The sequence below is a fragment of the Eubacterium sp. BL-380-WT-2B genome (genome assembly GCF_009696115.1).
GTDB lineage: Bacteria > Bacillota > Clostridia > Eubacteriales > Eubacteriaceae > Eubacterium > Eubacterium callanderi.
The window spans coordinates 239,063-261,453 of record NZ_VUMP01000002.1 but is presented as its reverse complement, the minus strand read 5'-3'; the positions used below and the strand labels follow the sequence as shown (position 1 = coordinate 261,453).

The 22,391-nt window shown below is 46.0% G+C and carries 19 protein-coding genes; 5 read left to right on the top strand and 14 right to left on the bottom strand.

Annotated features, from left to right (window positions below; all coding sequences use genetic code 11):
• Positions 1-68 precede the first annotated feature (68 nt).
• From acsC to FYJ53_RS04115, 5 genes are all read right to left on the bottom strand, one after another.
• Positions 69-1,415, bottom strand: coding sequence for an acetyl-CoA decarbonylase/synthase complex subunit gamma (gene acsC / locus FYJ53_RS04135; protein ID WP_038352891.1), 1,347 nt, complete (start codon positions 1,413-1,415; stop codon positions 69-71).
• Positions 1,416-1,434: 19 nt separating this feature from the next.
• Positions 1,435-2,370 carry an acetyl-CoA decarbonylase/synthase complex subunit delta gene (gene acsD, locus FYJ53_RS04130; RefSeq protein WP_013381871.1) on the bottom strand — a complete coding sequence of 312 codons (936 nt, stop codon included), beginning with the start codon at positions 2,368-2,370 and terminating at the stop codon, positions 1,435-1,437.
• A gap of 320 nt (positions 2,371-2,690) precedes the next feature.
• Positions 2,691-3,338, bottom strand: coding sequence for a DUF3786 domain-containing protein (locus FYJ53_RS04125; protein WP_090413217.1), 648 nt, complete (start codon positions 3,336-3,338; stop codon positions 2,691-2,693).
• 13 nt (positions 3,339-3,351) lie between these two features.
• A complete protein-coding gene (gene acsV / locus FYJ53_RS04120) occupies positions 3,352-5,277 on the bottom strand; it encodes a corrinoid activation/regeneration protein AcsV (RefSeq protein WP_090413215.1) in 1,926 nt (641 codons plus the stop codon).
• A 121-nt stretch (positions 5,278-5,398) separates the two neighbouring features.
• Positions 5,399-6,169: an AAA family ATPase gene (locus FYJ53_RS04115; RefSeq protein WP_013381874.1), complete on the bottom strand. Its 771-nt coding sequence runs from the start codon at positions 6,167-6,169 to the stop codon at positions 5,399-5,401.
• A gap of 350 nt (positions 6,170-6,519) precedes the next feature.
• On the opposite strand from FYJ53_RS04115, the gene cls reads away from it, so the two are divergent.
• Positions 6,520-7,998 (top strand): cardiolipin synthase, encoded by a 1,479-nt coding sequence (gene cls, locus FYJ53_RS04110; RefSeq protein WP_090413214.1) that lies wholly within the window; start codon positions 6,520-6,522, stop codon positions 7,996-7,998.
• 42 nt (positions 7,999-8,040) lie between these two features.
• Here the strand turns inward: cls and FYJ53_RS04105 are convergent, their stop codons facing one another.
• From FYJ53_RS04105 to uvrC, 8 genes are all read right to left on the bottom strand, one after another.
• A complete protein-coding gene (locus FYJ53_RS04105) occupies positions 8,041-9,312 on the bottom strand; it encodes a dicarboxylate/amino acid:cation symporter (protein WP_073381828.1) in 1,272 nt (423 codons plus the stop codon).
• Between the two features lie 13 nt (positions 9,313-9,325).
• Positions 9,326-10,192, bottom strand: coding sequence for a dTDP-4-dehydrorhamnose reductase (gene rfbD, locus FYJ53_RS04100; protein WP_013381877.1), 867 nt, complete (start codon positions 10,190-10,192; stop codon positions 9,326-9,328).
• Between the two features lie 136 nt (positions 10,193-10,328).
• The gene (gene pepT / locus FYJ53_RS04095) at positions 10,329-11,546 is read right to left on the bottom strand and encodes a peptidase T (protein ID WP_013381878.1); all 1,218 of its coding nucleotides are present in this window, start codon (positions 11,544-11,546) and stop codon (positions 10,329-10,331) included.
• Positions 11,547-11,610: 64 nt separating this feature from the next.
• A complete protein-coding gene (prfA, locus tag FYJ53_RS04090; RefSeq protein ID WP_013381879.1) occupies positions 11,611-12,684 on the bottom strand; it encodes a peptide chain release factor 1 in 1,074 nt (357 codons plus the stop codon).
• 29 nt (positions 12,685-12,713) lie between these two features.
• On the bottom strand, positions 12,714-13,574 hold the full coding sequence (locus FYJ53_RS04085; RefSeq protein WP_013381880.1) for a DegV family protein: 861 nt from the start codon (positions 13,572-13,574) through the stop codon (positions 12,714-12,716).
• Between the two features lie 146 nt (positions 13,575-13,720).
• On the bottom strand, positions 13,721-14,476 hold the full coding sequence (locus tag FYJ53_RS04080) for a phosphatase (RefSeq protein ID WP_090413212.1): 756 nt from the start codon (positions 14,474-14,476) through the stop codon (positions 13,721-13,723).
• The gene (gene hprK, locus FYJ53_RS04075; protein ID WP_013381883.1) at positions 14,473-15,468 is read right to left on the bottom strand and encodes an HPr(Ser) kinase/phosphatase; all 996 of its coding nucleotides are present in this window, start codon (positions 15,466-15,468) and stop codon (positions 14,473-14,475) included. Before hprK ends, FYJ53_RS04080 begins: the two co-directional genes overlap by 4 nt.
• Positions 15,465-17,363, bottom strand: a complete 1,899-nt coding sequence (gene uvrC, locus FYJ53_RS04070) for an excinuclease ABC subunit UvrC (protein WP_154557006.1) — start codon at positions 17,361-17,363, stop codon at positions 15,465-15,467. Before uvrC ends, hprK begins: the two co-directional genes overlap by 4 nt.
• Positions 17,364-17,488: 125 nt before the next feature.
• Between uvrC and FYJ53_RS04065 the strand changes: the two genes are divergently transcribed.
• The 3 genes from FYJ53_RS04065 (at position 17,489) to FYJ53_RS04055 (ending at position 19,699) form a co-directional block, all read left to right on the top strand.
• Positions 17,489-17,743 carry a hypothetical protein gene (locus FYJ53_RS04065; protein ID WP_013381885.1) on the top strand — a complete coding sequence of 85 codons (255 nt, stop codon included), beginning with the start codon at positions 17,489-17,491 and terminating at the stop codon, positions 17,741-17,743.
• Positions 17,744-17,884: 141 nt separating this feature from the next.
• A complete protein-coding gene (locus FYJ53_RS04060; RefSeq protein ID WP_090413207.1) occupies positions 17,885-18,541 on the top strand; it encodes an HAD hydrolase-like protein in 657 nt (218 codons plus the stop codon).
• Between the two features lie 93 nt (positions 18,542-18,634).
• Positions 18,635-19,699 carry a DUF2776 domain-containing protein gene (locus FYJ53_RS04055; protein WP_073381841.1) on the top strand — a complete coding sequence of 355 codons (1,065 nt, stop codon included), beginning with the start codon at positions 18,635-18,637 and terminating at the stop codon, positions 19,697-19,699.
• Positions 19,700-19,782: 83 nt separating this feature from the next.
• Here FYJ53_RS04055 and fsa read toward each other — a convergent pair whose 3' ends face one another.
• The gene (fsa, locus tag FYJ53_RS04050; protein WP_013381888.1) at positions 19,783-20,439 is read right to left on the bottom strand and encodes a fructose-6-phosphate aldolase; all 657 of its coding nucleotides are present in this window, start codon (positions 20,437-20,439) and stop codon (positions 19,783-19,785) included.
• Between the two features lie 329 nt (positions 20,440-20,768).
• Between fsa and malQ the strand changes: the two genes are divergently transcribed.
• Positions 20,769-22,292, top strand: a complete 1,524-nt coding sequence (malQ, locus tag FYJ53_RS04045; RefSeq protein WP_090413206.1) for a 4-alpha-glucanotransferase — start codon at positions 20,769-20,771, stop codon at positions 22,290-22,292.
• Positions 22,293-22,391: the final 99 nt, after the last annotated feature.

Here is a 22,391-nt window from a genome sequence, read left to right as displayed (position 1 = left end):
CCCCGCCTCCAGCTGCGAAAAAGTTTTAATTTGTATGAATTACAGATGTACGCCGCGAAACGCAGAGCTTAAGCAATTCCCATTAAGTCACGTAAGAATTTCGGGATCTGCATAGCTTCTGTCGGTCCGACAATAACTTCCCAATCTGGAAGCGCTTCAGCAACGTCACCCTGTAATACAGCAACTTTACCTGGTAAGATAAGTTTTCTGCATTTAGTTTTGTCAGCAATGCCGCTTTCCTTAATGAAATCAGAGATAACGGAAGCACCGAATTTACCGGCAGCCCATGCTGTAAGAACGGAGTAACCGCCAGCGTCAGGAATAGCCAGGTAAGCAGGAACTTTAGAACGTTCGATTTCGCCGGAAACCACGAAGTAAGACAGAGCGAAGTCAACGGTAACCAGTACAGGTGCGTTGTCATCAGCTTTGTTGAATTCGTAGATAGTCGGTTCAACACGCATTGGTTTCTGAGGATCGGTGAAGATGTTCTGTCTTAAACCGAACAGTGGCAGTGCCTGTTTGAAGTCCATATCGCTCATTACGATGATGGAGCCATAGCGCAGAACAAAAGCAGAAGCTAAGGCAACTTCCATCTGTTCGCAGCAAGCAATTTTATTAACAAATACAACTGAAGGATAACCGAAAGTTCTGTCATCGCCCTTCAGGGTGTTTGTACGGATGGTTACAGCGTTGTTATAAGCTTCCTTAACAGAGCTGTCGCCAACGTTCAGAACCAGGTTCTTGTAACCAGCAGCTTCGATTTTTTCAACAGTGTCGTGTAATTCTTCGATAGAACCAGCGGAAACACCCAGTACAACGTCGGCAGCTTTGGCAACTTCTACCATAGCGTCTGCATTTGCAGGTGTAGCACCCATTAAGATACCCTTAGCAGCTTTGATCGCTTCAGCAGCTTCCTTAGCTACTTCAACATCTTCAACAACAGCCATTGGCACACGGCCCAGTTCGATCACTTTAGCGATCAGGTCTAAGAATTTAGCTTTGTCAGCAGCATAACGTACAGAAGCAACTTCTACGCACATTAATTCGCCGATACGGTCATATTTAACAGCTTCTAAATGAGCTACCTTCTTAGCAATTTCATCGTCAGAGTCTGCGTCTGAGAATTCAACTGCGAATAAAGCTTTGTTAACATAAGTTTTTTCATGTCTGAATAATACAGTTTCGCCGCCCAAAGCACATTCTGTATCGCCAGTTCCGATCTTGATTGTTTTCATCGGAGGAGCGGTAGCTTCAGATAACTGAGCTTTAGCTTCGTCTGTAATATACGGGCATTTATCAATTTCTGCAGCGCCAGCGGCTACTTTCATTGAGAATGCCATACATGTAGGGAATCCACATTCCTTACAGTTTTTCTTAGGAGTCAGTTTAAAAATATCTAAACCTTTTACTGCCATTTTTTTGCGCCTACCTTTCCTAACCTACTAACTCTTTGATAAAGTTTTTAATCACTTTAGCTGATTCCGGATGTTTAACAATAACAGCGTTTGAGCCGCCGATTAAGCAAGAAGCTGCAGTGGAAACTTCCATAGCGATACCACGTTCTTCCTGATTTCCCCATTCAGGAGCTTCTTCTTCTGTGAACACAGCTTCTTTTACGCCCCATGCTTCGTCGCCAACATTGGTCATGATTGGCATCTGAAGGTCTGTATCGTTCTGGCCTAAAGCGGCTAAACGGATACGGTCCATTGTGGAAGCAACATATTCGAAACCATAGCCAACAGCAGCGGTTCCAACATCCATGATGATGTTTCCACCGTCAACACCTAACTGTGTCAACAGGATATTTAACTGTTTTGCAAGGTTGATATCAACAGCAGACTGGCCGGATACTTTGTGACCGTCAGCATTACCTGCTACGCCAACAGATTTGTAGTTATCTTCAACAGCTGAGAATAAAACAGCGTTTTTGCCAGACAATGCCTGAGAAACTTTAACCAGTAAATCACCGTCTTTTTCAGCGTTGTTGCAGCCTGCAACAACCAGCGGAAGATCGATTGCTGCTTCGACAGCTTTAGCAATTTCAACACATTCTTCAGATGATTTGTTAGCACCGTTAGGATCAGCACTAATTAATTTTAATGCGATAAACTGTGCGTCTGTATTGTCCTGTACATATTTTGCCCATGCTGCAGGATCCTTTACGACGTCACCATAAGCGTCAACCAGACATTTTTCCCAGTCTTCTGGGTAACTGTCTAAAATTTCCACACCAACAACCGGTGCGTTTCCTTCACCACTTAAAAATGGTAATCCTTTTTCTCCTCCGAGAGTAACTGCTGCATCTCCAACACCAATTACACACTCATTGATCTTGCCACTAAACTTTTGTTCTGCTTTTTTGAATGGCATTTCCTCGTTACCTCCTAACTCGTTCTTGTTAGTATTTTTTTATATTTCAAAGCCCGGAATCGTTTTATGAACATGACAAATTCCGGTTGCTTTAAAATTTCAATTGTAAAAAAACCGGTGTACACAGACTTGTATATATAAGTATACACATATACTACTATCTTGTTATAAGTTTGTCAAACATTTTTCGACCAAAAACAAAAATTTACCCGTCTTTCTAAAGCTTTTAATTCACAGTTATTCAGTAGGTTTAAATGATTTCATGAAACCCATGAAAACGACCCCGTAAATAAGCAAAATATTACTATAGTATACAAGTGTCAGTCTGCTTTTGCCAGCCGCTTCAACGCAGGGATGAAAATATCTCCCATTACAGCGAGATCCTCCGCGTCAAAGCCTGAGGTAATATTACTGTCAAAAAGAATCTGTGATTCCGGCGGGAACTCATCATCCCCCAGCCAGAGGATCGCGGTCAGATACATATTGTTGATAAACTCAAACCGGTAGGACAGATCACCATGCTCTTTGGGTTCCGCCCCCAGCTTCTCCATAGCGCGCTTCAGTCCCTCAACATCGTAGTTAAAGGTGAAGGCAAAGCGCTTCAGGCAGCGGCCCTCAAAGCTCTTAAAATAGTGGTTTCCTCCCGAGATATCCCGGTATGCAATGGTGGTGCCCATCGGCGGCACACCCTGAGCGTTAAGCAGATAACGCAGGATCATGGTCATCGGCTTATAATCGTCAAAGGCGGTTTCGTCCTTTAAAAGCACGTCGCCTTCGGGATATTTTACCTTGTATTCCTCACCCATCAGCGTCACTGTAAACAGCTGTTTTTCAGGGTCATAGGGACAGGTGGATTTCTCCGCCATCTCCAAGGGATCCTTATCCTTTATCAGATTTTTATAATGATCATAGGGCAGCTTGTCTTTTCTCTTCTCTTCAATGGCTGCTTCTATTTCAGAATTTAGCATTGGTTACCTCTGTCTATTTTTGCAGGCTCGGGAACAGGCTCATATCCGTGTGTGGAATAAAGCAGGCAGATATGAAGGCGTCCATATAAGAAGGGTGGACACTAAGCTCCATATAAGTCATATTCTGTCCGATTTCTGCAATTTTTTCTTTTCCTTCAGCCAGTGTAAGGGCTAGATAGCACCCCTGCATCGAGCTGTTTCCAATATAATAATATTTTTCGACCGGTATATCTGGGAGCATACCGAGGGCAATGGCGTTTTCAATGCCAAGGTTGCTGCCGATTCCTCCGGCCACATACACATTTTCCAGGATCTCAATCGGCATATCCATGCTTTCCATCAAGGTGTGAATAGCTGAGAACACCGCTCCCTTTGCCTTAATAAAGCTGTCGATGTCAATCTCTGTAATATAGATATCCTTGGCGGTACCGTCCAGTTCTTTTGAGCAGACAAAGTAACGCCCGATATCGTATTCGTCAAAGGCAATCCTGGGATTGTCGATGTCTTTGCTGATACGGCCTTTGCCGTCAATAATACCGGTTCGCTTCATCTCGCAGATCAGGTCAATGATCCCTGAACCGCAGACCCCTACTGGTATTTCCCCGCCGATGGTCGAAAAACTTGCCTTTAAGGTGGCATCGTCAATCTTGACCTCTTCAATGGCTCCTGGAACCGCCCGGGTTCCGCAGCTTATTTCTCCGCCCTCAAATGCCGGTCCTGCCGAGCAGGCGCAGGTCATCATAAAATCCTTGTTTCCGAAAACAATCTCGCCGTTTGTTCCCAGGTCTACCAGCATGGTAAATTCTTCCTGCAGCCAAACTGGAACAGCGAATACACCAGCGGTAATATCACCGCCAACATAGCTGGCCACCGAAGGTGCCAGATAGACACGCCCCTCGGGATTAATGCGGATACCAATCTCGGTGCTCTTCATTTCTGGAATCGTATTGACACCCGGTATAAAAGGCTCCCGTCTCAGATGATCCGGGTTGATCCCAAGCAGAAGGTGGGTCATGGTCGTATTCCCCGCCGCACACATCTCATAAATGTCGTCGGTGGTAATACCTGCCGACTGTACCATCTGTCCGATCAGCGGATTGATGGTCTCCTCGATAATAGCGTCCCGCAGCTTTTTGAGGCCTCCCGGCTTTTCTGTATAAACGATACGGTTGATAACATCGCCGCCGTATTTAACCTGGGCATTCCCCATAGATGCTTTGGAAACAATCTCATTAGTATCCATATTGACCAGGCAGGCAGAGACAGAAGTTGTGCCGATATCTAAGGCTACCCCGTAAAGGGCGCAGGCACATTCCAGACAGGAACGTACATCCATGATTTCGGCGATATCGCCGCGCTTCAGATAGACAACCTTTATTTTAAAATTATTTTCCCTGAAAGCGTCCGGGAACTTCCTGAGAACATCCAGGCTCACCTGAATATCTGAGTAGCCCAATGTCTGGCGGAAATAACGCTTTAACCGATCCTCATCTGCGAGATTATCGTCATTGGTAGGCTCTGGCAGCTGAATGATCTCACAGCACAGGCGGTTGGAATCGGTCATCCCCATTTTCAGCATCTTTTTCCGCACATAGCGGATATTTTTGTTTTCATTTTCAGACAGGTCGGTAATCTGCATTTCATTCTGGAACGCAGAAGCCAGATCAGGCACATTTACCTCAATATCCTCAATGATTTCTGAGCTGCAGGCCAGCACCCATCCGTCGGCAATTTCTTCTTCCGTCAGCCGGGTCAGTGACAGGGCGTCCACTCTGCCTTTTATAATCTGAACCTTGCATTTTCCACAGGTTCCATTGCCATTACACGGTGTGTCGATCATAATTCCGGCTTTCCGCGCTGCTTCCAGGAGATTTTCTCTTTGTCCTGCTAAAAACTCTACCTGCCGTTTCCCCTTAACGACAAACACTACTTTATGCATACACGCCTCCTTGTTCTGTTAACCTTTGCAAAATAGTCATATGCATGATCTTATTTTTAAAACAGAAACCGCCACTCCTCTTTGACGGCTTCTGCTATCGCACTTACTTAAGAAACCAGAACTACTTGATTTCAAGCTTATCAATAATTTCACGAACAGCCTTACGCGCTGCTGAATCCTCTGGAAGGGTAACAAGCGGCTTGCCGTATGCGTCGTATTCAAACACCTGCTGATCCATCGGGATAACGCCCAAAAGATCCAGTCCCTGTTTTTCAATTTCTTCCGCTGTGCCTTCATTGAGTTCTCCGTTTGGCGCGCGGTTTACAATCAGCTTAATGACCGGGATTCTCAGATTGAGTTCCTCTGCCAGATCACGGATTCGTGCAACCGCCTGAATACCGCGGCGTGAGCAGTCGCTGACCAGCAGTAAAATGTCCATTCTCCCCATGGTTCCGCGGCTGATATGCTCCATTCCTGCCTCGTTATCCATAATGACATAATTATAGTTTTCAGATAAACGCCCCACCTGAGTCTTTAAAAGGCCGTTGACGAAACAGTAGCAGCCTTCGCCCTGACTGCGGCCCATGACCAGCAGGTCGTAGCCCTTTCCTTCAGAAACAGCCTGATTTAAACGAAGGGTCAGAAAATCCCCCTTGGTCATTCCCGGCGGCAGCTGATTACCGTCCATTTCCGCATGGTTGACCTCTTCCTTGATGTGTCCGATGGTCAGTTCAACCTCTTCACCCAAAACCTCGTTCAGGTTTGCATTTGAATCAGCATCCACTGCCAGGATTGGTCCCTTGCCCTGTTCTGCCAAGTATGAAACCAGCATACCTGTAAAGGTTGTTTTTCCAACACCGCCCTTACCGGCAACTGCAATATTAAAAGCCATAATACGCTCCTCCTTTGTTGAAATTTCAATTTCACTCAGCCTGCTTCGCAGGCTTTTTAAAGCGTGAACTGATGGATTGTTATTTTTTTAACAAGTAAAAATCCTTGACTTGTATATATAGGTATTAACATGCCTATCATAACATATTGAGAACCATAACACAATGTAATATTTTGTCCTGTAAAGCCGGGCTTAAGGCTGCAGTATTCACCAAAAAGAACAAATAAACACCTGCTTTTTTAAACGAAAGCACCTGATTTAAAATACTTTTATTATCCGCTTTTAACATCTTGTAAAAACCGCTGTATATGGTATACTTTCAGTATCATTACAGCCATCGGGAGAACCATATGACTTTTTCTTTTTTTACCCTTGCCAGCCCTTTCTCAGTTTTTGTGTTTATTGTTAACATTCTGTTCAGCTTCACGATTATTTTTCTGGAGCGCAAAACACCGCAGAGCACCTATGCCTGGCTGTTGTTTCTGTGGATCATTCCGGTTCTGGGATTCGTCTTTTATCTCTTCTTTTCCCAGAATCTGACCAAGCGAAAAATCTACCGCTACAACACGCCGGAAAACGAGCAGTACCAGCTTCTGCTGCGACGGCAGAAAAAAGCGCTGGTAGACCGCCAGCGGATCGCAAAAAATAAAACTATTGCAAAAAAATACCGTTACAACATCGAGTATCACCTCAATGTCAGCCATGCCCTCTACACCGACAACAACAGCATCGATATTTATACCGATGGACACGAAAAATTCAATGCCCTGTTCGAGGCCATTGAAAACGCCCGTTCCACTGTTCACATTGAGTATTATATCATTAAATATGATGGCCTTGGCCAGAAATTTATGGAGCTCCTTACCAAAAAAGCCCGGGAGGGTGTCGAAGTCCGGCTTCTCTTTGATGAAATGGGTGGCCGCTATATTCCAAAGAGCGCTCTAAAAGAGCTGGAATCCTCCGGCGGCCAGTATGGTATTTTCTTTCCCTCCAGGCTTCGTTTTATCAATCTCCGCCTGAACTACCGTGACCACCGCAAAATTGTCATTATTGATGGCAAAACCGGCTTTATTGGAGGGTTTAACGTTGGTGACGAGTATCTGGGCCTTAAGAAAAAAATGGGCTACTGGCGGGATACCCACCTGAAGATTGAAGGGTATGCTGCCTACGAGCTCCAGATGCGATTTTTCCTCGACTGGCGTACCAGCGGCAACAAGGCTAAGCTCAATATCAATTCTGAAAATATCCACCGCTATTTTCCTTATATGGAAAACTGTGAAGGTTCAGGCATCCAGATCGTCTCAAGCGGCCCCGATGATCCCAACCAGGTCATCAAACAGGGCTTTATCCGGATGATTACCAATGCCGAGAAATACATTTTAATCCAAAGCCCTTATTTTGTTACAGACGAGAGTATCATGGAGGCTCTTAAAATCGCCCTGCTGTCCGGTATCGACGTGCGGATAATGATCCCTAACAAACCTGACCATATCTTTATTTACTGGGCCACTCTCTCCTATGTTGGAGAGCTCATAAAATACGGGGCCAGAGTCTACATTTATGACAATGGCTTTCTCCACGCCAAAGTGCTGGTCGTGGATGACCAGATCGCCGCTGTCGGTTCCTGTAATTTTGACATCCGGAGCTTCAGTCTCAATTTTGAGACCAACGCCTTTATCTACGACCCCGAAATTGCTGTAAAACTGCGCGATATTTTTTACAGAGATATTGAAAAATCCATTTACTATGACACCATGGCTTACGAAAAACGCAGCCGTGTCATCAAGGTTAAGGAGTCTATCTCCCGCCTCTTTGCGCCGCTGTTGTAAAAAAGACAGGATGTACCGACCCAACCAGTACATCCTGTCTTTTTATTTTTTGCGGTAAAACACCTGCCGGTTTACTGCCTTGTCCTGTGAAGCGACAATCGTCGTACAAACCGCGTCGCCTGTGATATTAACAGCTGTTCTGGCCATATCCAGAATGCGGTCGATACCCATAATCAGGGCGATACCCTCAATGGGAAGCCCGACCGAATTAAAAACCATGGACAGGGTTATCAGACCCACCCCCGGCACCCCTGCTGTACCGATGGAAGCCAGCGTAGCAGTCGCAATAACGGTCACATAATCGGGTATCCCCAGAGGAATTCCAAAGGCCTGGGCTGCAAAAACAACTGCCACACCCTGCATAATAGCCGTACCGTCCATGTTTATGGTCGCTCCCAGCGGAATAGTGAAGGAAGAAATTTTGCGCGATACCCCCATTTCCCGTTCCAATGTCTCAATTGACAGTGGAATAGTCGCATTGGATGTTGCTGTTGAAAAAGCAAAGCCCATAACCGGCAAAAACTTTTTGATAAAAGTGATGGGGCTGAGACCTGTAAAACCCTTGAGCATTCCCTGATAAACCACAAAGCACTGGATGCCAAGGGCCAAAAAAACAGCGGCCATATATTTAAGCATTGGCAGAAACGCGTTAAAACCGATTCCCGCAAAGGTTTTGGCAATCAGGCAGAAAACACCAATCGGTGCAGCCTTCATAACCATCGTGGTCATTTCCATCATTATATCGTTAAACTGGGAAAAGAAGTTGGAAACAATATCTGCCTTTTCTCCAAGCTTAGCCAGAATAATACCAATAAGCAGTGCAAAGACAATGACCTGGAGCATATTTCCTTCGGCCAGACCCTGGATAGGGTTTTTGGGGATAATATTCAGCAGCGTGTCCACAAGGCTCGTCTTTTCCGCGATTGTAGTCTCCACCTGCTGGATCGAAGAAATATCCAGGCCGATTCCGGGATTAATCAGGCTGGCAACAGCGATAGCCAGAGTAACCGCCACAGCGGTAGTAAAGATATAGAAGCCAATGGTTTTAACCCCTACCTTTCCCAGTGTCTGTGTATCTCCAATAGCAGCACTTCCACAGATTAGAGAGCAGAACACCAAGGGAACGACCAGCATCTGCATAAGCCGGAGAAATCCATTTCCAAGCACATAAAAAACGCCGTTGATAACAACTGTATCCTTAATGTAACCGCTTGGAATAAGATAGTGGAGAACAATCCCGGTAACAGCCCCTGCCAGCAACGCGATAAAAATCCAGGTTGTCAGACCAAGCTTTTTTCCTTTATTCTTTTTCATAAACGCCCTCCTCTCATATTGTATCCCGCTTCAGCGTTTCCATAAACTCACGGATAGCGTCTTCCCAACGGGGCATCTGGTATACCTCAGTCATATACATCATCATGTTTTCCAGCACTGTGTGACTGGGATATGGGAAAAACCGGCTGGTATTTTTAGAAACGGCTGCATCGATAGGTACATTCTCCAGACCTGCCAGCCGCAGAATCTCCTTGGCAAAATAAAAGCGGCTGCACACGCCTTCACAGGCAGCGTGAAAGACCCCGTACTCTCTGGTTGAAAGCAGGCGCACAATAAATTTTGCCAGTTCAACAGCACTTGTCGGAGAGCCTACCTGATCATTGGGAACCTCGAAAGGCTCTCCCTTTCGCGCCATTTCCAACACCCAGAACACAAAATTACTGCCGGACTGCCCATAGATCCACGAACTCCTGATCACCAGATGGCGCGGGTTCAGTTCCCGTACAAAGCCTTCGCCTGCCAGCTTGGATTTGCCATATACGGTCACTGGTTCAGGCGTATCAAACTCGGTATAGGTCTTTTGGCTCATTCCTCCAAAGACATCATCGGTGGATATCTGGATAATTTTAGCACCTATTTTCCTTGAGGCGATACTCAGATTTCGCGCGCCGAGCGCATTAACCTTATACGCCTGAATCGGTTCCTCTTCACAGTCTTTGACATCCGCCATCGCCGCACAGTTAATGATCACGTCTGGCCGGTTTATATCTGCGTACTGCATAATACCATCCAAATCTGTAACATCCACATCTTTATCGGTTGTCAATATATCTCTCGCCGCATCCTCCAGCGTTTTGTAGAGCGTATGGCCCAACTGCCCTTCTGCTCCGGTTATCCATATACGATCATTTTCCAACATCGCCACAGCTCCTTATCAAATTTTTGTATTTTTCGTTTCTTAACTATAACACATCAATTGCTCAAAAAACAAGAGAACCCGAAGAGTAAGGCCCTCCGGATTACAATATTCACATTGATTGCGTATATCTTTCTGCTTAGCTGTAAATTTCCACCAGGCGTTTTAAGAGCGCAACAACCTTTTCCATAGACTGAACCGGAATATACTCAAAACGTCCATGAAAATTGTGCCCGCCGGTACAGATATTCGGGCACGGCAGCCCCATATAGGACAGTCGCGCACCGTCGGTACCGCCTCTTATCGCCGTCACCTTAGGCTCTATACCAACATCCTTCATGGCTTTTTCGACATTGCGGACAAGATGGATATGCGGCTCAATTTTTTCTTTCATATTATAGTATGAATCTGAGAGAAGGTACTCAAAGCTTCCCACACCGTACAGTTCATTAAGATAATCACAGATTTTTACTGCCCGTTCCTTACGTTTTTCAAATTTCACCCGGTCGTGGTCACGGATAATATAGGTCATTTCCGCCTTTTCTACTGTTCCCTCAAACTGGTCCAGGTGATAAAAACCCTCGTAGCCTTCTGTGTGTTCAGGCGTTTCACATGCTGGCAGCATGTTCTGGAACTCCATTCCCATGAGAAGGGCATTTTTCATCTTGTTTTTAGCCGTTCCGGGATGAGTGCTGACGCCGTTGACGGTTAATTTTAAACTGGCTGCATTAAAGTTCTCATATTCCAGCTCACCCAGCTCACCGCCGTCCACAGTGTAGGCAAATTCTGCACCAAAGCCTTCCACATCAAAATAGTTAACACCCCGTCCGACCTCCTCGTCTGGCGTAAAGGCTATTTTTATGGTTCCGTGAGTTACAGGGTTGTTCATCAGGAAATCACACAGGGTCATGATCTCAGACACGCCGGCTTTATCGTCCGCGCCTAAAAGGGTGGTACCATCTGTCACAATGATATCCTGGCCTTTGTAATCCAAAATTTCCGGGTAATCCTCTGTCTTAAGAACAATATTTTGCGCTTCGTTCAGTAAAATATCGCCTCCGTCATAATTTTCGACAATTCTGGGTTTAACATCCTTTCCGCTCACTGCGCTGGAGGTATCCATATGGGCGATCAGTCCAATGACAGGCAGCTCCTTATCCGTTGTTGGCGGAATGGTTGCATAGACATAACCATAGCTGTCCATGCGTGCATCCTCCACGCCCATTTCCTTAAGTTCCTCAACCAGTATAGCCGCCAGATTTTTCTGTTTTTCGCTGCTTGGGAAACAGTCAGCTTCCGGCACAGACTCTGTGTCCACTTGAACGTATCTTAAAAATCGGTCTACTACTGTTTTCATTTTTCCTCCTGCTATTATAAAATAAAAAAGGCATCACATAAGAGATGCCTGTGTTCCGCTGTCTTTACTCACCTTGCTGCTTAAGCTTTTCCGCCTGATCACTGGTAATCAGTGCGTCGACCATTTCGTCAATTTCACCGTCCAGAAAAGCCTCAAGCTGATAAACGGTCATGCCAATACGATGGTCTGTTACACGGCCCTGCGGGAAGTTATAGGTACGGATACGCTCACTTCGGTCACCGGTGCCCACCTGGCTTTTACGGTTTTCAGCAATTTCGCTCTGCTGCTTCTGCATTTCAATTTCAAAAAGGCGGGCCTTCAGAACTTTCATGGCCTTTTCTTTGTTTTTCAGCTGGGATTTTTCATCCTGACAGGTTACAACCATTCCGGTGGGTTCGTGTGTGATACGAACCGCGGAGTCGGTGGTGTTTACGCACTGGCCGCCATTTCCAGAGGAACGGTAAACATCAATTCTCAGATCATTCGGATTGATATCAATTTCCACATCCTCGGCTTCCGGCAGCACTGCAACCGTCGCGGTAGATGTATGGATACGGCCGCCGGATTCTGTACTTGGAATACGCTGAACGCGGTGAACCCCGCTTTCATATTTCAGACGGCTGTAAGCTCCCCGCCCTTCGATGGAGAAGGTAATTTCCTTAATCCCGCCGATATCTGGAATATTAGAGTTCATAATCTCCGATTTCCAGCCCTGGCGTTCTGCATAGCGGGTGAACATTCTGAAAAGATCACCGGCAAAAAGAGCAGCTTCACTTCCTCCTGCGCCTGCACGGATTTCGACAATAACATTTTTGTCATCATTGGGGTCCTTTGGCAGAAGCAGGACCTTCAGTTCATCTTCAAGGGCTGCTTTTCTCTCTGTCAGCTCGTCCAGCTCAGCCTTGCACATTTCTTCAAAATCTTTGTCAATGCTTTTGTCAGAAAGCATTTCCTTGCTTTCCTCAATCCCCTCAAGGGTCTTCTTATATTCGTTATAACGGTTGATGATCGGTTCGATATGGGCATGCTCCTTCATAAGCTTCTGCCACTGTGCCTGATCGGCAATAATATCGGGATCTGCTATTTTTTCATTGAGCTCCTGATATTTACTTGATAAAAAATCTAACTTTTCTAACATTCTGTTTTTCTGTTTCTCCTCTATTACGCTTATTTCACTTCATCGAAGAAAAATACCGCCAGTGTCCCCGGTCCCGAATGGGTCCCGATAATAGGGGCCAACGGCATAATTTTAAAGTTATCGGTCTTAAAATGCTTGCTGGCAATCTTTACAAAGCTTTCAACCAGGGGCATATTGTCCGCATGGGTGATATAAATGGTCTGTTCGCTAAGCTTATCGCCCTTTTCCTCAATGTATTCCACCATTTTTTTCAGTATTTTTTTCTCACCGCGCGCCTTATCGAGCTGTCTGAGCTCACCATTTTCGTCAACATCCAGCAAAGGACTGATCTTAAGCATATTTCCGACAATAGCAGTCCCCTTGTTCAGGCGTCCGCCCCGGTACAGGTACTCCAGGTCCGTTACGGTAAACACGTGGCGGATATGGGCAGCATAATAGCCGCTCAGCTTTACCAGTTCTTCCATGCTGGCGCCATTCTGGGCCGCCTCAGCGACCTCCCGTACAATCAGACCAAGACCGCCCGTTACAGCCTTGGTGTCGAGCACCTCAATATCCGCGTCGGGGTATTTTTCCAGCACATCCCGCTTCGCCAGCATTGCCGCCTGATAGGTTCCAGACAGACCGCTCGAAAAGCTGAGATACATGAAAGGCATCGACGCCTCTGCCAGCTCGGTGAACCGCTTTACAAAATCCGCATAGGGAATCTGGGACGTCTTGTAATGAACGCCGCGCCGCATTTTGCTGTAGAGCACCCCAGGCGTGATCTCAATCCCATCTAGATAGGTCTTTTCACCTTCAATGACGTATAGAGGCATCAGCTCAATATCATACTTTTCCAGCTCTTCCGCCGGCATATCGCAGGCAGAATCGGTTAATATTTTTATACTCATCGCTTTCCTCTCTGCATTATTTTAATTTTACCACTGTAACGGTCAACGCTGCCCGCATTTTTAAGATACAGCGTATCTGCTTTGCGGGCAGCGGCAGGTTTCATTATTTTCTCAATTTATTATTGTAACACAAAAACAGTATTTTGTTAAAACAATTCTTCAGCTTCTTTTCTCGGGTCCGCAAAAAGCTTTCGCCCCTTGGCCTCCAGATAATCAGTCAGACGTCTGGTGTCCAGATTAATGATCAGCTCATCGGGAAATCCCACCTCATCCAGCGCCTTGTCGGCATATGGAAAATAACCGATATCGGTGCAGAAATGCGTATCTGTTCCTAAAATAACTGGAATATCCAGCTCTTTACAACGCTTGGCAATGGCGACACAGTTCGTTTTGGAGCCATGTCTGATAAAAAAGGACCCGTTATTGATCTCAATGAGGGTATCCTTCCGCTTAGCTTCCTGTAAAACAGCCTCATAGTCAAGCTCATAGGTCGGGTTGCCCAAGTGACAGATAAAATCCACCAGCCGGTTGTTGATGGCGCCCAGGACTGCAGAAGTATTATCTGCCTTTGAGCCCGGCTCGATACAGGGGGTATGGAGAGAGGCAGAAACAATCTCCAGCCTGTCCGCAAATGCTTCTGGCACGTCGATAGTCCCATCCTTATCCATAATGTTGGATTCCATCCCCTTAAGAACCTTCACATTGTTGATAACCGGCGGAATAATCCGATAGTTCGCAAAAAACATGGCTGTGGCTGAGCCCGGCATTTCAGGTCCGTGCTCAGTCAGGCAGAACATCTCAAGACCTCTTCTGGACGCTGCTTCCACCAATTCCATCAGTGTGCAGTAGGCATGTCCGCAGGCCAGTGTATGCGTATGTCCGTCAAGTACGTAATTTCTCACTTCTGTTCCTCCTTAAGCGCTTTCTGTTTTTCTTTTTCTTCCTGTCTTTTACGCGCTTCCGCAACCTCTTCATTATGCTTTGCGACCTTGTCGCAGAAAATCTGGGCCGATCGGAATCCCAGTGCCTTCATACGGTTATTGATCGCAGCGGTTTCAATAATCACAGCCAGATTTCTGCCTCCGGAAACCGGAATGGTCACCAGCGGCACCTCGATTCCCAGAATATCCTGGATTTCCTCGTCCAGCCCCAGCCGGTCATAGGGAGAGGTCTCATCCCAGTTTTCAAGTTTTATGACCATATCCACCTCTACAGACTGCTTAACAGCCTTTGCGCCGTACAGGGTTCTCACATCAATAATACCAATGCCCCGGACTTCCATGTAATACCGCAGCATTTCAGGCGCTGTACCACTCAGCACACGGTCCTGATGATTGCTGACCTCCACCACGTCATCGGCAATCAGAGTGTTGCCCCGCTTGACGAGCTCAAGGGCTGTCTCACTCTTGCCAATGCCGCTGGGGCCTGTAATCAGTACGCCCACGCCGTGAACCTCCACCAGTACACCGTGCATACTAATCATAGGCGCGGTTTTACGGTCGATATAGTCAATTAAATGGTAAAAGAAAATGGAGGTCTTTTCTTTGCTTCTCAGCAGAATACGTGCATGTTTTTTAGCCGCTGCCTCAAAAATCTCTGCCTCTGGCAGATCCCAGCAGATAATCACACACGGAAAATCATAGGAGAAAAAGTCGTCAATACGTTTTTCCCGCAGCTTGGGGTCAAGGCTCAGCAGATAGGAGGTCTCAACCTTTCCGATAATCTGGATACGCTTGGCGTCAAAATATTCATAATAACCATGAAGCTGAAGTCCCGGGCGGTTCAAACCGCTGTCGTAAAGATCAAACTCATCAACCGGACTGTAAATCTCCTCAAGATTCAGGTCCTTACAAAATTCCGCAAGATTCATACATCCTAAAGATTCTTCGTTCATTTATTCTCTCTCTTTTCTTCAGATTTTGTTTTATGCTCATCATCATTGAAATAGTCGAAAACTGCCTGAGCGGTCTTGTCGCTCATTCCCGGCAGGGTTTTAAGCTCCTCCAATGTTGTTTTCTTCAGATTGTTCAGGCTGCCGTAATGCCGCATGAGCAACTCACGGCGCTTCTTTCCAATTCCCGGAATTTCTTCTAAACGGGATTCCAGCATTCCTTTTTTTCGCAATGTCTGATGGTAGCCCAGAGCGTAGCGGTGGACTTCCTCTGAGATATCGCTCAGAAACGTGCACAGCGGTGTGGATTTTTTCAGAGGATACTCCTCATCCTTATAGATAATCCCGCGAATCCTGTGGTGATCATCTTTTACCATGCCGCAGACCTCAATATGAACGTTAGGGTACATCTGTAAAATGCTCCGAACCGCGTCGACATGGGTCTTTCCGCCGTCAATACAGAACACATCCGGGAAGGGCAGAAAGCTGCTTTTTTCAGGGTCCTTCCCCTCATTCTGCTCCTTTATGCCCCGCTCGATACGCCGGAAAATCATTTCCTGCATGCTGGCATAGTCGTTCTGCCCATCCACTGATTTTATCTTAAACCGGCGGTAGGCTTTTTTGTCCGGCTTGCCTCCTTGAAAAACAACCATCCCTCCTACATTGTCGGTGCCGCTGATGTTTGAGATGTCATAAGCCTCGATTTTCTCTGGTGTATGGTCCATTCTGAGCAGATCCTTGAAAGCGTCCAGGCGGCTTTTTTTCTTTTCTTCCTTCTGGCGTTTTTCAAGCTCATACTGCTTGAGGGTTAGCTCTGCGTTTTCCTCTACCATCCGCGTCATCTTTGACTTCTGGCCTTTCTGCGGCCGGGTAAGAACCACCTTCGCACCGCGCAGCTCCGCCAGCCACTGGGCAATGGTGTTTTCTTCATCCTTAAGCAGCGGCGCGCCCAGAATAATTTCCCTGGGAATAAAAGGTTTTGAGGAATAATACTGCTTGACAAAGGTTGTCATAATATCCTCTGGCGTGGATTCCTCCACCCCCTCGAGAAAGGTATGGTCCCTGCCCAGCATTTTTCCGTCACGGACGTTAAAAACCTGAACACAGGCCAGATCCTCGTCCTTTGCAAAGGCGATAATGTCCTGATCCTGCTGGTTGCTCACGATAATTTTCTGTTTTTCCACAATATGCTGGATGCCGTAAATCTGGTCTCTCAACTTAGCGGCCAGCTCGTAATCCATTTTTTGGGCAGCCTCGCTCATTTTTTCCTCAAGAGTTAAAACCAGCTCCTTATCCTTTCCGTTGAGGATGGACAGGATATCGCTTATATAGGCCATATATTCTTCCTTTGGCACATTCCCCTGACAGGGGGCGCAGCACTGGCCGATATAATAATTGAGACAGGGACGTCCGTTCTTTTCCCCAAAGGCCACCTTACGGTTACAGCGCCGCAGCGGGTACAGCTTTCCAATGGCCTCGATGGTTTTCTTTACCGCAAAGCTGCTGGTAAAAGGGCCGAAATACTTGCCGCCATCCTTTTTGTGTTCTCTGGTCATAATGACCTTGGGGTACTCGTCCTCCAGCGTAACCTTGACGTAAGGATAGCTTTTATCATCCTTTAACAGGATATTGTATTTTGGCCGGTGCTCCTTGATCAGGTTACACTCCAGAATCAGAGCTTCCAGCTCACTGTCCACCACGATGGTCTCTATATCGCAGATATGAGATACCAGCGTGACCGTCTTGGGCGTCAGGTTTTTGGAGTTTTGAAAATACTGCCGGAGCCGGTTCCTCAGATTGATGGCCTTCCCGACATATATTATATCTCCCGCAGCGTTTTTCATCAGGTAAACGCCGGGGTTTTGAGGTATATCTTTTAGTTTATTGCGATCGTACATGTCTATTCCTGAAATTTTTTAAGATTTTTCTACTTTTTGCCAAGAAATACTTTTATTTTTCATTCCATTTGGTATAATCTATCTATAAATAATGCAGTTACTTATACACGAAAGGATGTGTTCCTATGTTTGAAACAGTTATAATTGATGGTCAAAACACCATTTTGTCAAACGGCAGCTTCGAAGTTAAGATCATTCCTAAAATATACGGCGGCTACACCTTAACCAAAACAGTCAAGGATGATCCGCTTGATATCATTGAAATCCGGGATATCCGTCTGCCGCTCTCTGAAAAAGAGATTATCCGGGAAGCCAAGGCCCTTTTAAAGCAGAGCTATGATTCCGTAGACTTTAACAATTATAACATACAAACCATTTAAACAATACCCGACAGGGTTAAATTTTAAAATCTGAAAACGTCACAGGCCGCTGCACTCAGGTGTATCGGTCTTTTATTATCATTGCGCCTGTTCTTTTTACTATGGTATAATTAAGCATCCCATAAGATAAGGAGTTCATTTATGAAAGATTACACTGCAATTATTTTCGATCTGGACGGCACTCTGCTCGATACTTCCGAGGGTATCTACAACGCTGTCCGTTCTACTGAAAAAATAATGCATTTTACCCCCGTCGATGACACAACCCTTCCAGAATATGTAGGGCCGCCCACTCTTTTTTCCTATAAAAAGCATTACGACATCGATGACGATACCGCCCAAAAAGCTGTCGTCCACCACCGCAAATACCAGAGCGAGCAGGGCGTAAAGGAAGCGCGCCCATATGACGGCATGCCGGATTTACTCGCAATGCTAAGGGAATCCGGCCATAAACTGGGGGTTGCCACCCTCAAACGCCAGGATATTACCGAGGCAACGCTGGCCGCCGCCGGTATGCTGGACTGCTTTGACTCCATCAGGGGCATCGACATGGCCGAGTCCCTGACAAAATCCGATATCATCAACCTGGTTCTTGAGGATCTCAGTGTCGAACCGGAAAACGCTGTTCTCATTGGCGACAGCGCATATGACGCCATCGGTGCCAGACAAAGTGGTGTGGATTTTATCGGCGTTGAGTATGGTTTTGGTTTTAAAAACCTCCAGGAAATCGAGGCCTACCACCCTGTTTTTATCGCCTATTTTGTCGATGATCTTATCCAGTTCTTTGACCATTGTTAGAACTTTAAGGTTTTTATAAAAAAAGATACTCAGCTCCTCTAAAGGGTATATAAATTACCGTCATTCAACTTTATCCTTTGGAGGTTTTTTATTATGAATTATTTTATGAGTATCTTTTTCAGGCTCATCCCCCTTTTAATGGGGGCAATCTGTTTTAGCTACGGCATCTATGTCACTACCCTCGGAACCGCCCTGGGATCTGGCTATCTGGTAGCCGGGCACGTGCTTATCTCACTGACTGCCATCTGTATCGCGCTGTATTGTACAGCCGCTACCATTATCCGTCAGCTCATCAACCGGTACAGTAGCTTTTTCAAATGGTTTCTGCCTGTTCTCGGCTATGCTGTCAGTCTCTTTACTGTTGGCATGGGCATCTATTACTGGAATCTTCATACCATCAACACCGCTTACTTTGTCTCCGGCAACATTATCTTCGGCGTTGGCCTGATCGCGTGCTGTGTCACCACTGTGGCCACCTCATCTACCCGTTTCCTTTTTATCCCGGCCAACTCCAATAAACTACAGCCCGGCGACAAGCCGCAGGGCGCTTTCAGCGAAAACACAGCCAAAATCCTTATTGCCATTCCGGCTTTCTGCGCTCTTGTGGGACTGATCCGCAGCATCGTACTGATATCAGCAGGCCTGAGCTCGGAATATTTTGTAGCCGGCCACGTCCTTTTTGGCACTTCCCTTGTCTGTGCCAGCCTGATCGCACTAGTAGCCTCAGTAATCCGTCAGATACAAAACACTTTTACAGACAAAGAGCGCTGGAAATGGACGATTTTCGTTTTAATTTTAGGCTCCATCAACGTTGTTCTGGGTATTGGCATACTGTTGGTTCAAAAAACACCAGCGTGGATCGCTCCGGGATGGGTATTGGTTGGCCTTGGCTTTATCTGCTACAGCATCTCGAGCAAGGTCATTCTCCTCGCCTCCGTCTGGCGTCAGACCTTCTCCCTCGCCAAGCGTATTCCACTGATACCGATAATGACCACGCTTTTCTGCCTTTTTACCGCAGCCTTCCTGTTTGAAGCAGAGCTTTTCAATTCTGCCTTTTTTGTGCCGGCTCGTGTAATGGTCGGCCTCGGCGCTGTATGCTTTACGCTTTACTCCATTGTTTCTATTTTGGAATCCGGCACTTCCGGCTCCAGCGAGTAGTGATAAGAAAAACCCAGCTGAAGGTTCAGCTGGGTTTTTCTTATTATGAGGTTTAATATTAAAATTTAAAATGGGGTCGTAGTTTATTGTTCTCCGAAGACAGCTTTATAGTCTGCCTGGAATTTTTCAATTCCCTGATCGGTTAGAGGATGTTTGGTCATCTGCATAATAACGCCAAACGGCACTGTCGCAATATCTGCACCGGCTCTCGCACAGTCGATCACATGGATCGGGTTGCGGACACTGGCAGAAATAATTTCTGTTTCAATCCCCTGGACCTCAAAAATTTCCGCAATGGTTTCAATCAGCTCTACACCAGGGGTGGAGATATCATCCAGACGGCCAAGGAATGGTGAAACATAAGCGGCGCCAGCTCTCGCGGCCAGCAACGCTTGGGCTGCGGTAAAGATCAGTGTGACATTAACCTTGATACCTTCGGCAGATAAAACTTTGGTTGCCTTCAAGCCTTCTGCTGTCATTGGAATTTTGACAACCATATTTTTATGAATTTTAGCAATTTCTCGGCCCTCTGCGATCATTCCCTCAGCATCGGTAGTGGTTGCCTTCACCTCGCCGCTGATCGGTCCATCAACAATTGAAGCAATCTCTGCGATAACTTCATTAAAATCACGGCCTTCTTTTGCGATTAAGGAAGGATTGGTTGTAACACCGCAGATAACACCCATGTCATTTGCATTTTTAATATCTTCTACATTAGCAGTGTCCAGGAAAAATTTCATTTTAAGCCTCCATTTTTTACTTGAATTTCTGAATAATAAATACATAATTTCTAAAAAACATAATTATTTTTACATTTTTAAAAATAATTAACATTTCAAAAGAAACTATCTTTGTCTATGAATACAGTATATAACGATATAAAGCCATTGTCAAGGTATTTAAGCCTTTTTGTATGGTTTTTAAATAACTTTTACTTTTGTAATAATATTAAACCAAAAATTCTTTCCTTCTATAAAACCGCCAAAGATGCAAACATTTACAAGCGTTGACCTGTATGATAAACTATTAAAGACTTATATACATTACTTAAATAACGAGAGGATTTATCATGAGCTTTAAACGATCAAGCGGTATCTTAATGCACATTTCATCACTTCCCGGTAAATACGGTATCGGAACTTTTGGCAAAGAAGCCTGCTCTTTTATCAATCTTTTAAATAAAATGGGCTTTACCTACTGGCAGACTCTGCCCCTTGGACCCGTAGACCAGTGCCACTCGCCTTATAAAAGCCCTTCTGCCTTTGCGGGCAACCCTTTTTTTATCGATCCTGAGCTACTGGCTGAGGAAGGCCTCCTTACTCAGGACGAGGTGAAATCCAGCGAATACAGCGACCCTTACAGTGCTGCCTACGAATGGCTTGATGAAACCCGGCCCACTCTCTTTCGAAAGGCTTTCAGCCGCATTGACGATCAGATAAGATCGGACATTAAAATTTTTGAGGACGAGCAGCGCCATTGGCTTCCAGACTATGCCCTCTACATGACCTTAAAAAACCAATTCCATGGGAAGGACTGGTACCTTTGGGAAGACATAGGTCTTCGGGATCACCACACCGAGGCACTGAAGGAAGCCAGGGAAGCCTATGCCGAGGAAATCCTGTTCCACGAGTTCCTGCAGTACGAATTTACTAAACAGTGGAATGCTGTAAAATGCTGCGCCAACGACAACGGTATCCAGATCATCGGTGACATGCCCATCTACGTCTCTCTGGAAAGCGCCGATGTATGGGCACACCGTGATCTCTTTGATCTTGACCCGGAAAGCCAGCCAAATCATATTGCCGGGGTGCCGCCGGATTATTTCTGCTGCGATGGGCAGCTGTGGGGTAATCCCCTCTACAATTGGACAGCCATGAAGACCTCTGCCTATAAATGGTGGATCGACCGGATTGGCCGTTCTCTTGAGATTTACGACGCGGTTAGGATTGACCACTTCAGAGGCTTTTCTGCCTATTGGGCTGTGGCCGGCACTGCTAAAACCGCACGAAACGGCAAATGGCTGGAAGGTCCGGGCATGGATTTTTTCAACGCCGTCTTCAATGCTTTTGATTTTAAGGAGCCGCGCATCATCGCCGAAGACTTGGGCGTAATGGATGAGGGGGTCACTAATCTTCTCCAGGAAACCGGCTTCCCCGGTATGCGTATACTGCAGTTTGGCTTTATTGAGGAAGGCAATAACCAGCATCTGCCTCATAATTATGTAGAAAACAGTATTGCCTACACAGGAACTCACGATAACAACACCCTGCTCGGTTTTTTGTGGGAGCTTCCACCTTACAAACGGGATTATGCTTTAAAATATATCAACTATTCCTGTAGCGGCAACGAATGGCAGGAAGGAGGCCCCCAAAGCCCATCCTGCCACCATTTCATCCGCTGCCTGTGGCAAAGCTGCGCCAGCCTCACCATTCTGCCCATTCAGGATCTCTGCGGTTTTGGCGGCGACACAAAAATGAACTGTCCTGGCTGTGCCGATGGCAACTGGAGCTTTCGGATTACCCACGATGCTCTGGACACCATTGATATCTCCTGGATACGCTCTATGAACGAAATATACAAGCGCATCCCCTGATTCACTCTCTCGACAAATAGCAGTTTTTATGGTAAAATCGTTATCATACAGGGTGTGAATTGAGCATTTTCACCTTCCTGTAAACAGTTTTCAATATTT

What these genes read in the sequence shown, in the direction of transcription:
- acsC (WP_038352891.1), bottom strand. Translation starts at nt 1,415, where the DNA reads ATGGCAGTAAAAGGTTTAGATATTTTTAAACTGACTCCTAAGAAAAAC.
- acsD (WP_013381871.1), bottom strand. Translation starts at nt 2,370, where the DNA reads ATGCCATTCAAAAAAGCAGAACAAAAGTTTAGTGGCAAGATCAATGAG.
- FYJ53_RS04125 (WP_090413217.1), bottom strand. Translation starts at nt 3,338, where the DNA reads ATGCTAAATTCTGAAATAGAAGCAGCCATTGAAGAGAAGAGAAAAGAC.
- acsV (WP_090413215.1), bottom strand. Translation starts at nt 5,277, where the DNA reads ATGCATAAAGTAGTGTTTGTCGTTAAGGGGAAACGGCAGGTAGAGTTT.
- FYJ53_RS04115 (WP_013381874.1), bottom strand. Translation starts at nt 6,169, where the DNA reads ATGGCTTTTAATATTGCAGTTGCCGGTAAGGGCGGTGTTGGAAAAACA.
- cls (WP_090413214.1), top strand. Translation starts at nt 6,520, where the DNA reads ATGACTTTTTCTTTTTTTACCCTTGCCAGCCCTTTCTCAGTTTTTGTG.
- FYJ53_RS04105 (WP_073381828.1), bottom strand. Translation starts at nt 9,312, where the DNA reads ATGAAAAAGAATAAAGGAAAAAAGCTTGGTCTGACAACCTGGATTTTT.
- rfbD (WP_013381877.1), bottom strand. Translation starts at nt 10,192, where the DNA reads ATGTTGGAAAATGATCGTATATGGATAACCGGAGCAGAAGGGCAGTTG.
- pepT (WP_013381878.1), bottom strand. Translation starts at nt 11,546, where the DNA reads ATGAAAACAGTAGTAGACCGATTTTTAAGATACGTTCAAGTGGACACA.
- prfA (WP_013381879.1), bottom strand. Translation starts at nt 12,684, where the DNA reads ATGTTAGAAAAGTTAGATTTTTTATCAAGTAAATATCAGGAGCTCAAT.
- FYJ53_RS04085 (WP_013381880.1), bottom strand. Translation starts at nt 13,574, where the DNA reads ATGAGTATAAAAATATTAACCGATTCTGCCTGCGATATGCCGGCGGAA.
- hprK (WP_013381883.1), bottom strand. Translation starts at nt 15,468, where the DNA reads ATGAACGAAGAATCTTTAGGATGTATGAATCTTGCGGAATTTTGTAAG.
- uvrC (WP_154557006.1), bottom strand. Translation starts at nt 17,363, where the DNA reads ATGTACGATCGCAATAAACTAAAAGATATACCTCAAAACCCCGGCGTT.
- FYJ53_RS04065 (WP_013381885.1), top strand. Translation starts at nt 17,489, where the DNA reads ATGTTTGAAACAGTTATAATTGATGGTCAAAACACCATTTTGTCAAAC.
- FYJ53_RS04060 (WP_090413207.1), top strand. Translation starts at nt 17,885, where the DNA reads ATGAAAGATTACACTGCAATTATTTTCGATCTGGACGGCACTCTGCTC.
- FYJ53_RS04055 (WP_073381841.1), top strand. Translation starts at nt 18,635, where the DNA reads ATGAATTATTTTATGAGTATCTTTTTCAGGCTCATCCCCCTTTTAATG.
- fsa (WP_013381888.1), bottom strand. Translation starts at nt 20,439, where the DNA reads ATGAAATTTTTCCTGGACACTGCTAATGTAGAAGATATTAAAAATGCA.
- malQ (WP_090413206.1), top strand. Translation starts at nt 20,769, where the DNA reads ATGAGCTTTAAACGATCAAGCGGTATCTTAATGCACATTTCATCACTT.